Raw genomic sequence first — 9,480 nt, 5'->3', positions numbered from 1 at the left:
GCCTTGCCGAACGGGTCCGTCTTGGCGCCGAACACGACTCCGGTGTAGTTGCCCGCCTCGTAGTCGCTGACGCACTGCTCGAGAGCCCCCTGCAGCACGGCCTGTTGCTGCGGTCCCGGCGTTGTCGCAATCAGTGAGTCGAACGTCGCTCGCTGACAGCTGGTGGGGACGTTCGTCAGCGTCTGTTCGGGGATGAACTCCCAGAGGGGCTTGTTATCGAGCGACGTGCCGAGGACCTGTGCCTTCGGGTATTGACCTCGGATGAGCCGCGCTCCCCCACCGTCGGAGGTGTCGGTCGAGACCCCGTGGACGAGCCCGGTGTCGAAGGCGGACACGTCGTTGCCGGTCCGAGGCGGGAGCGTGTTCGGCCCGGGCTGGCCGCACCCGTCGTCGAGCTCGGCCCCGTTGTACACGGTGAACATGTGGTCGGCACCGATGGCGATGTTGTCGATCACCCGCGCTCGCTGGAAGCTCTGTCCACAGCGCTGCGGAGTGTTCAAGGTCGCATTGCCGTATTGGGTGATGTCGAGCAAGTTGAAGTTCCCGGTGGTCGGGTCGTCACACGTCGCGATGCGGTGGCCGCTCGGCCCCTGCTTCATGCACGCCAGGCCCGCGGTGAACCCCGAGAACAGCGCGAACGGCACGATGGACGCGAAGCCGGCACCGACGACCCGGGCCGTCGCGGCCGCCCACGTCGACGTCGAGTTGACCCCGATCATTCGGCCGAAGAAGGTCGGAAAGGTCTGCTGCGGGAGTCGAACCCGGACGCGGGTGAACGAGGTGTCGAACGAGACGCACGCGGTGTCGGCTGCGTTCACCCCGAGACTGCTCGAATCGGTGCAGGTCGGCCACGCGAAGCTGCCGTGGGGCAGGTTCGTCAAGCTCAGGGACTTCGCGTCGCCCTCGGTCGTGGCCAGGTCGGGGAGGTCCTGGGCGGCTCCGAGCGCAGCTGCGTCGGCGCTGTTCTGCACCTGGCGACGCTGCTCGTAGGCGTACCCGAAGTCGACCGCCAGCCCTGCGATGGCGAGGAGCACGACCAACAGCAGGCACACCACGACGAGGACCGCGCCGCGCTCGTCACCGCGGCGGCGTCGACGGACTAGCACGCGACCCCGGGTTCGGTGTAGCTGTTGAACGCGGGCACCTGCTCGAGGCGCATCGTGACGCTGCTCGTGAGCGTCTGGTTCGACAGGAACGGCACGGTCAGCCCCGTGAGCGCGGTCACCGGGAACGAGGCGCAGACCTGAAGACTGTCGCCGACGGCCTGACCCGTGATCGTGACCCTGACCTTGGTCTTGCCCGAATCGAGCCCGATCCGGTTCTTGGCCTTACAGATGAGCGCGTTCGTGCCGTCGGCGCTCGTCGTGGGATTCGGCGGCGGGGTGATCGTCGCGCCGTTGATCGTGCACGCCGGCGCGTTGCTCAGATCGTTGACGACGCCGAGCCGAGCTGCCTCGCGCGTTCCGCTCCGAACACTCTCGTAGTTGCCGAACGCGATCCCGAAGTCGATGATGCCAAAGACGACGAGCAGCAGGATCGGCACGACCAGCGCGAACTCGACCGCTGCCACTCCCCGCTGATCCTTCCGCCGAGAGGAGAAGCGCGTCACCCGCCGACGGCGCATGGCGGACCTGGTCGCGCGACCAGCCGGTCTCGGCGGCAGTGGCTCGCCGACCATGTCGACTACGCCGCGCTGGTGCGGACCGGACCAACGCAGTTCGCGGGAGCGAGGTGGCGGTCAGCCGCACGAACCGCGGGCGACCCCGCCGATGTGCGCCGGGTCCGGCCGCCTCCGTCAAGCCCAAGGGGGAAGCCGCTGGAGCTGACGGGGCGGCCCGAACCAGGCGAAACGAACCGACGGGCGATCCGGTCGGGGGCGAGGTCCCCTCCCAGCCGCACGGCTCGGTCCTCATCCCAGGCTGGCCCGCCCGGGGTGGTAGGACGAACATCGCCTGGCGCGCGTCGCCCCGAATTGGGGGCGGCGCGCCCGCGAGCCATCCGTCGCTCCTCCCGCAGGTGGAGGAAGGGCGCGGCCGGCACGCTCGACCCTGCGATGCTCCATCCCACGATTCAAGCAACGACTGACGCCGGCGCAGCGTTACAGCGTCGGGCAGATCAGGCCCGGGACCAGGCGGGTGCCGGTGACGGAGGCGAGGCACATCCGAGCAGGCGCGGCGGGGGTCGTGGGATCTCAGCGCAGGTCGACCTGGGCCTGTAACGGGTCGTCGGCCGCCAGCGTTCCACTACGCGATGCACACACCGTCCCGTCGCCGCCACCTGGTGCCACCACCGCATCTTCACGCGACCGACCGCGTCCCCAGCGACGACCTCGTCATCGAGTGCACGGACCCGTCGTACCAACGGGCCGTGGGGGTGCTTCGAGGCCTCGTAGGCGCACCAACCACCTCTGAGCTCGCCAGCCATGCACGCGCGGTTCCGCGGCTCGCGTCGGTCATCCGTTCCAGTGGCTCGCTCCGCGCTCCTCACGCCCGCGGGCCGCTCGAGACCGCCACGCTCGCGTCGTTGCGCTCGGTGCCCGGCCCGGTGGCGTCAACCTTGTCGTGCTCGCCCGCCGCGGCGACGCCCGGCCGCACGACGGGATCGGTCGGTCACGCCCCCGTGACCGACAGCCCGGGTCGTCGACGGTCTCGAGCGTTACACCGGCTTGGAGACTCCACCGTCGGCCCCGGCGAGGCGACGACCCGCCGGTGGCGTGAAGAGGGCGGAGGCTCCGCTCGGGAGCCGACCCGTCATCGTCGACGGCGGGGCGTCACGTTCGCCCTGCTGCGGGCTGATGGCACCACCGAGGCCTGGCGGGTGTGCCCTGCAGCTGACTCCCAGGAGTGGAGGCGACGATGAGACCGATCCCGAAGTGGCTGCCGGTAGTGGCGGTGGGCTTGACCCTCGTCGGATCGGGGGCGGCGGCCCTTGCCAGTGTCGCTGGCCCCCCAGCCAGCGTCGAGGGGAACGTCTCGCCGACCACTGCTTCGACCGGCGCAGGCACGACCACGACGACGGCCGGCACGGGGGACGCGATCGGCGGTGGCGGGTCGCCCGCGAACACGGTCGTCGATGTAGCGGGCACGTTGCGATACTGGGGTCCAGAGTGCGGCGTCAACCCGACGAACCACGGCGGCTATGTGGCGCGGGCCACCAAGGGCGGGACGTCGAGGAGCACGGCCGCCCACTCGCCGTGCGGCAAGCCGATGACGTCGGTCAGCACCACCACCTCCGCAACGACCGCCAGCGTGACCACCACGACAGCAGGGTCAGGCGGCGGATCGGCGGAGGCGGGGACCGAGAACTCGCCCGGTGCAGGACCACCGGGATCACCGGGGCCGAGCGGGCACGGCCACCGGCAGGGGGGCGGCGAAAACGTGTCGCGGGGGCGGGGTCACTAGTTGTAGATCCCAAAGACGTTCGTCCGTCGGCGGCCCGAGGATCGGTCTCGTCCAGGAAGCCCGACGCGGGAGCGTTCGCGAGGCGGCGAGCCGAGCTGGCGCCGTGGATCAACCCGGCGGCTTGGGCCGCCGTGGTGACCTCGCTCGTGGCCCGCTGCTGGATGTCACCGGGCCCTCAGGTCTTCGAGCACCTGGTGCATCGATGCCGCCTTCGGCCACCCGGCGTAGAAGGCGAAGTGGAGGATGAACTCCTGCACCTCCTCGACCGTCAGGTCGCCGCTGTCGAGCGCAGCCCGGAGGTGCCCCTCGATGGCGACCGGCGCCGACGCGGCGCCGGCGCAGGTCAGCGTGATGAGGCGGCGCTCCTTCCTCGACAGGCCCGGCCGGCTCCACAACTCGCTGAAGACGGTGTCGAGGACACCCGCGCCGGTGTACGGGTCGACTGCGGCCGGCGGCTCACGGCCCAGCACCTCCCGGTACATCGCCTCGCCGCGCGCCCGGCGCTCGCCTGCGTCCATGCCCCTACCGCAACGCCGGGAACCGCTCGGTGAGCAGGGCGCCGACCCGACGCACGGTGGCGACGTCGGCGTAGGGCAGGTTGAAGATCGGCTCCTGGACCCCGGCGTCGAGGATCGCCGCCACCTGCTCGGTGATCTCGTCCTCGGTGCCGATCGTCGCGCTGGCGACGAAGTCAGCGCCGGCGGCGCTCGTGATCATCTGGCGGGTCTCCTCCGCCGCGGCCGGCGTCGGGGCGAGGAAGAGCGACCCGAGCCGGGTGGTGGTGATCGACGCTGGGTCCCGGCCCACGCTGACGCAGTGGTCGCGGAGCACCGCAAGCTTGTGGCGGACGGTGGCGAGGTCGCCCGACACGTTGCACCGGTCGGCGTACCGGGCCACGAGGCGCAGCGTCCGCTTCTCGCCGCCGCCCCCGATCATGATCGGCGGGCCGCCGGGCCGAACCGGTCGCGGCACGTTCCGCGCCCGCTCGATCCGGTAGTAGCGGCCGTCGAAGCTCGGGGCCTCCTCGGTGAACATGGCCCGGCAGATCTGCACCGCCTCCTCGAGCCGGTCGAGGCGCTCCCGGTCCGCGGGGAACTCGAACCCGAGGCCGGCGTGCTCCTCGTCGTGCCAGGCGGCGCCGATCCCGAGGACGGCCCGCCCGCCCGAGATGACGTCGAGGGTGGTGACGATCTTGGCCACGAGCGCGGGGTTGCGGTACGTGACGCCGGTGACGAGCGTGCCGAGCTCGGCTCGGGTCGTGCGCGCTGCGAGCGCGCCGAGCAGCGTGTACGCCTCGAGCATGGGCTGGTCGGCGCCACCGAGCGCGGGCAGCTGGTAGAGGTGGTCCATCACCCAGACGGACGCGAAGCCCGCGTCCTCGCCGGCCGCGGCCAGCTCGGCCACCCGGGGGAAGATCTCGTCGGTCGCCCCCCCGAAGGTGAAGTTCGGCAGCTGCAGGCCGAAGCGGGGCACGCGCGGAACCTACCCCACGCCCACCCGGGACGCCCGCGGCCGCGTCAGTCGAGGAGGCCGGTGCGAAGCCGGGCGACGGTGTCGGCGTCGACCCCGATGTCGCCGACGTAGCCGGCGAGGGACCCCCAGCGCTCCCGGACCAGGACCAGGAGCTCCTCCATCGTGGCCGCGTGCGCCCCGAGGATCTCCGGGGGCAGGCGGCTCCACACCTCGTCGATCTCCGGGCGGACGGCGCGGGTGCGGGCGTGGAGCTCGTCGATGACCTCGTGGGTCAGGGCGTAGTCGGCGACGATGTCGGCGTCGGCGACCCCGAGGAGGCCGAGCAGCACGGCCGAGAACACGCCGGTGCGGTCCTTCCCGGCCATGCAGAAGAAGACCGCCGGCAGGTTCGCCGGGTCGGCGAGCGCGGCGAGCGCGGCGGCGTACGCGCCGGCGCCGTGCTCCATCATCGTCAGGTACACCGCCGCCGCCGACGACGGCGGCGTCCAGTCCGGCGGGCGCGGCACGTTCATGGCCCGGTCGATCGTCGGGAGGTGCACGTGGCGGATGTCGAGCCCGCCGAGCCGTCCGATGCCGACCTCGACCAGCTCGTCGTGGGCGCGGAAGTCGAGGGCGGTCCGGACGCCCAGCTCGCCGAGGCGGGCCCCGTCGAGGTCGGTCAGGTGGTGCAGCGAATCGCTGCGGAAGACGCGCCCCCACTGGACGCGCCGGCCGTCGGCGGCGTCGTACCCGCCGAGGTCGCGGAAGTTCAGCGGCCCGGCGAGGGCCACCCGCCGGACGCTCACGGGGCCGTCGGCGCGCCGTGCTCGCGCGCGTGCGCCACGAAGCGCTCGTGGGGGACGAGGACGAACGTGCCCTCGGCCTCGGCGCAGAGCCGGGCGCCGGCGCGGAGCGTGCCCGTGGTCCGGACCTTCCGCCGCTCGATCGTCTCGGTGCGGGCCTCGAGGCGCAGCTCGGCGTAGAGCGGCGTAGGGCTCCGGTACACGACGGTGAGCGTCCCGGTCATGGCGCCGACCCCGGCGGCGATGTTGGCGACGCCGAGCACCTCGTCGAAGAGCCCGGCGATGATCCCGCCGTGCACGCAGCCCGGCGGGCCCTCGTAGGCGGCGCCGAGCACGGCGCGGCCGACGACCCCGCCGTCGTCGTGCACCTCGCAGCGGACCGGCGGCGCCAGCGGGCTGAAGCGGCCGATCATGGGGCTGAACGGGAAGAACTGGTCGGGCCCGAGGCCGACGCGCGGGCGCGCCGGCAGCGACGCCCGCCAGGGCCGCGTGGGTCCTTCGAGCCGCTCGACGGCGCGTTCGACGTCGTCGGCGGCATCGGCGAGGACACCCGGTGGCGCGCCGGGCCGGACCACGAGGTCGGTGGCGCGCCGCAGGGCGTCGACGACGCGGGCGAGCTCGGGCCCGGGCGGGAACGCGTCGTCGGCCCCGTGGCCGTCGACGATGTTCGGCTGATCGGTCACCGGGGGCCGTGGGGGGACGGCGGTCTCGCGGCGGTGCTACTCCTCGACGATCGAGATGGCCTGCTTCGGGCACTGGCGGACGGCCTGCTCCACCTTCGGGCGCAGGTCATCGGGCGGCTCGTCCTGGAGGAGGTAGAGGAAGTCGTCGTCGCGGACCTCGAAGACCTCGGGGGCGATGCCCATGCAGATGGCGTTGCTCTCGCAGACGTCGAAGTCGACCACGACCTTCCAAGCCATGCCGCCTCCTCCCGGTTCCGGACGCTCGAACCCTACTCCGGCGGCAGGTCGGCGAAGTCGGGCTCGCGCCGCTCGAGGAAGGCGGCGATCGCCTCCCGGTTGGCGGGCGCGCCGGTGAGGCGCGCGAAGACCGCCTCCTCCCGCGTCCGCGCCGCGCGCGCCGCCTCCACCCACCCGGTGCGGAGGAGCCGCTTCGTCTCGACCAGCGACACCAGCGGCAGCCGGGCCATGGCGCGGGCGACGTCGAGTGTCTCGTCGAGCAGCCGGTCGGGAGCGCACACGCGCCACGCCAGCCCGCTCGCACGCGCCGCCGCGGCGTCGAGCCAGGCGCCGGTGAGCAGCGCCGACGCCGCCGCCTGCTGTCCCATCGCGGTGGGCAGGGTGAAGCTGGCGCCGGCCTCGGGGACGACGCCGAGGCTCGCGAACGGGGTGCGGAGCCGGGCGTCGTCGGCCACGAGGACGAGGTCGCAGTACGGGAGCATGGTGACCCCGAGGCCGACGGCGACGCCGTTCACCGCCGCGACGAGCGGCTTCGGGAACGACTCGAGGACGCCGACGAAGCGACGGAAGCCGTGCCCGGTCCGCGCCTCGGCCGGAGTGGCGGGGTCGCCGAGCCGGGCCATCTCGCCGAGGTCCTGGCCGGCGCAGAAGGCCCCGTCGGTCCCGGTGATGACGACGACCGCCAGGTCGGGTCGACCGGCGGCCTCGTCGAGGGCGTCGGCGAGGGCCTCGTAGTGCTCGGTGTCGAGGGCGTTGCGAGCCTCGGGGCGCTCGAGGGTCACGAGCCGGACCCGCTCGGCGTCCTCGACCCGCAGCACCCTCAGGTCCGGAAGGGGTCGGTCGTGAGGTGGCGGCTGAGGTCCCCGATGAGGTCGCAGAGGATGACCCGCTCGGTGAGCCGCCACTCGCCGTCGGCACGCTCGAAGCGGTCGTGGTAGCGGCCGGCGATCACCGCTTGGAGCGGGAAGTCGTCGACCTGCTGGAGCACCGTGAAGTACGAGCGGGCGGTGGCGACGCCGGCGTCCTCGTCGGCGTCGATGACCAGGTTGGTCGTGACGTGCTTGGTCCGAGGGGTCCCGTCGGGGTACCGGCGCACCATGCGCTCCTGGATGGCGAGCACGGCATCGGCGCCGACGACCCCGGGGTCGTCGGGCCCGCCCCCCTTGTAGGTCGCGTGGCGGAAGAGCTCGGCCAGCCCCGCGAAGTCGCCGGCGTCGACGCGCTCGGCGTAGCCGTAGACGATGCGCTCGATCGCCGACCGGACGTCGAGCCCGCCGGTCACAGCTCGACGCCGACCGCCCTGACCGGTTCGGCGAGCTGCAGGTCGGCGCTCTCGATGAGGGGGCTGAGCTTCCCGGTCAGGGCCGCGAACCCCTCGCTGGCGGCGTGGGCGTCGAACGCGGCCCGGTCGGAGTAGAGCTCGGTCACGAAGAACAGGTCGGGCTTCATCGTCGACCGGTGCAGCACGTAGTGCTCGGTGCCGGGCTCGCCCTCGACGTGCTCGAGGAAGTCGCCGAACGCGGCCGCCAGGGCGTCGCCCTGACCTGGCTTGGCGGTGATCGTCGCGATGACCGAGAACTTGGCCACCGCTCAGGCCGCCTGGCCGCCGCGGACGAGCGCGCCCGGCCGCGCGTCGGTGTCGACGCCGTCCCGCCGGATCACCTGGCCGCTGACGAGCGTGGCCCGGTACCCGTCGGCGCGCTGGAGCAGGCGGCGGGCGCCGGCGGGCAGGTCGTAGTGCATCTCGGGTCGGTGGAGCACGAGCCGGTCCAGGTCGATGACGTTCAGGTCGGCCTTCTTGGCCACCTCGATCGTGCCGCGGTCGTGGAGGCCGTACAGGGCGGCGGTGTCGCTCGTCATCTTCCGCACGACGAGCTCGATCGGCAGCCGCTCGCCCCGCGTCCGGTCGCGCACCCAGTGCGTGAGCATGTACGTCTCGATGCTGGCGTCGCAGATGGCGCCGACGTGGGCGCCGCCGTCGCCGAGCCCGAGGGCGGTGGCGGGGTGCAGCACCATCTCCCGGATGGGGTCCTGGGTGAAGTTCGAGTAGCCGAGCAGCGGGCGGAGCAGGAGCTCGTGGCCGTCGTTCTCGAGCAGCAGGTCGTAGAAGAGGTCCCACGGGTCCCGACCCTCCCGCCGGGCCAGGGCGGCGACGCTCTCCTCGGCGGCGGGCTCGTAGTCGGGGGGCTCGCCGAGCCGGAAGATGCGGTCGAGGCCGAGGCCGATGTACGCCTCGATCCCGGCCGGCGCCCGCGGCGCCTCGGCGAGCACGGCCGCGCGCACGGACGGGTCGCGGAGGCGCGCCACCTTCTCGTCGAGCGGCAGCGCCTCGAGCCGCCGGTAGGTCGGGCGGTCCCGGAGCGGGTGGAAGGTCTGGAGGCCGAGGAGCAGGCCGAGCGGACGGCCGGCGACCTGGGGGCGGACGGGCACCCCGTCCTCGTGGGCCTCGAGGGCGAGGTCGAGCATCCGCCGCCACTGGCCGGGGTCGTGGTCGTGCTGCAGCAGCGCGAAGGTGACCGGGCGGTCGAAGGCGGCCGCCAGGCGACGCATCCAGTCCATCTCGCGGTCGGCGGCGGCGAGGTCCTCGCCCATCACGCCGGCGGGGGCCAGCTCGAAGACGCCGGCGCCGGCCTCGGCGAGGGCGCGCCCCAGGGCGAACAGCTCGTCCTCGGCGGCGAAGGTGCCGGGGACCGGCTCCCCGTCGATGGCCCGGTGGGCGATGGTCCGCGACGTCGACACGCCGAGCGCCCCCGCCTCCACGCCCTCCCGGACGATCTTCGCCATGGCGGCGATGTCGTCGGGCGACGCCGGCTCGTTGTGCGCGCCCCGGTCGCCCATGACGTAGCCGCGGACGGCGCCGTGGGGGACCTGGGTGGCGACGTCGAGGGCCAGCGGCTGGGCGTC

At 73.1% G+C, this 9,480-nt stretch carries 12 protein-coding genes; all 12 read right to left on the bottom strand.

Translation table 11 applies throughout. The features are described from left to right. Nucleotides 1–1,106 (bottom strand): pilus assembly protein TadG-related protein (locus VG869_04360; protein HEV3450419.1); only part of this gene is annotated, 1,106 nt, incomplete at its 3' end. Further along, a complete protein-coding gene (locus VG869_04355; protein ID HEV3450418.1) occupies nucleotides 1,100–1,570 on the bottom strand; it encodes a TadE family protein in 471 nt (156 codons plus the stop codon). The genes VG869_04360 and VG869_04355, both read right to left, overlap by 7 nt. A gap of 1,566 nt (nucleotides 1,571–3,136) precedes the next feature. After that, nucleotides 3,137–3,259, bottom strand: a complete 123-nt coding sequence (locus tag VG869_04350) for a hypothetical protein (GenBank protein ID HEV3450417.1) — start codon at nucleotides 3,257–3,259, stop codon at nucleotides 3,137–3,139. 306 nt (nucleotides 3,260–3,565) lie between these two features. Next, entirely contained in the window at nucleotides 3,566–3,919 is a 354-nt protein-coding gene (locus VG869_04345) for a carboxymuconolactone decarboxylase family protein (GenBank protein HEV3450416.1), read from the bottom strand. A gap of 4 nt (nucleotides 3,920–3,923) precedes the next feature. Further along, a complete protein-coding gene (locus VG869_04340; GenBank protein ID HEV3450415.1) occupies nucleotides 3,924–4,874 on the bottom strand; it encodes a TIGR03560 family F420-dependent LLM class oxidoreductase in 951 nt (316 codons plus the stop codon). 44 nt (nucleotides 4,875–4,918) lie between these two features. Beyond that, on the bottom strand, nucleotides 4,919–5,659 hold the full coding sequence (locus VG869_04335; protein ID HEV3450414.1) for a tyrosine-protein phosphatase: 741 nt from the start codon (nucleotides 5,657–5,659) through the stop codon (nucleotides 4,919–4,921). Then, complete coding sequence (locus tag VG869_04330; protein HEV3450413.1) at nucleotides 5,656–6,339, bottom strand: PaaI family thioesterase; 684 nt, start codon at nucleotides 6,337–6,339, stop codon at nucleotides 5,656–5,658. Before VG869_04330 ends, VG869_04335 begins: the two co-directional genes overlap by 4 nt. 36 nt (nucleotides 6,340–6,375) lie before the next feature. Beyond that, complete coding sequence (locus VG869_04325) at nucleotides 6,376–6,576, bottom strand: ferredoxin (GenBank protein ID HEV3450412.1); 201 nt, start codon at nucleotides 6,574–6,576, stop codon at nucleotides 6,376–6,378. A 32-nt stretch (nucleotides 6,577–6,608) separates the two neighbouring features. Next, entirely contained in the window at nucleotides 6,609–7,394 is a 786-nt protein-coding gene (locus VG869_04320) for an enoyl-CoA hydratase-related protein (GenBank protein HEV3450411.1), read from the bottom strand. Between the two features lie 2 nt (nucleotides 7,395–7,396). After that, complete coding sequence (locus tag VG869_04315) at nucleotides 7,397–7,858, bottom strand: nuclear transport factor 2 family protein (protein HEV3450410.1); 462 nt, start codon at nucleotides 7,856–7,858, stop codon at nucleotides 7,397–7,399. Next, nucleotides 7,855–8,163, bottom strand: coding sequence for an antibiotic biosynthesis monooxygenase family protein (locus VG869_04310; GenBank protein HEV3450409.1), 309 nt, complete (start codon nucleotides 8,161–8,163; stop codon nucleotides 7,855–7,857). Before VG869_04310 ends, VG869_04315 begins: the two co-directional genes overlap by 4 nt. A 3-nt stretch (nucleotides 8,164–8,166) precedes the next feature. After that, nucleotides 8,167–9,480, bottom strand: a 1,314-nt coding sequence (locus VG869_04305) for an amidohydrolase family protein (protein HEV3450408.1), incomplete at its 5' end; no start/stop codon positions are given.

The sequence above is a fragment of the Acidimicrobiia bacterium genome (assembly GCA_035948415.1).
In the GTDB taxonomy this organism is placed as follows: Bacteria; Actinomycetota; Acidimicrobiia; order IMCC26256; family PALSA-555; genus PALSA-555.
Note: the sequence above shows the minus strand (reverse complement) of the source record. Positions and strands in the feature narration are given on the sequence as shown.

Bases quoted from the DNA above. Each gene is read 5' to 3' on its own strand.
- VG869_04325 (HEV3450412.1), bottom strand. From the start codon at position 6,576: ATGGCTTGGAAGGTCGTGGTCGACTTCGACGTCTGCGAGAGCAACGCC.
- VG869_04345 (HEV3450416.1), bottom strand. From the start codon at position 3,919: ATGGACGCAGGCGAGCGCCGGGCGCGCGGCGAGGCGATGTACCGGGAG.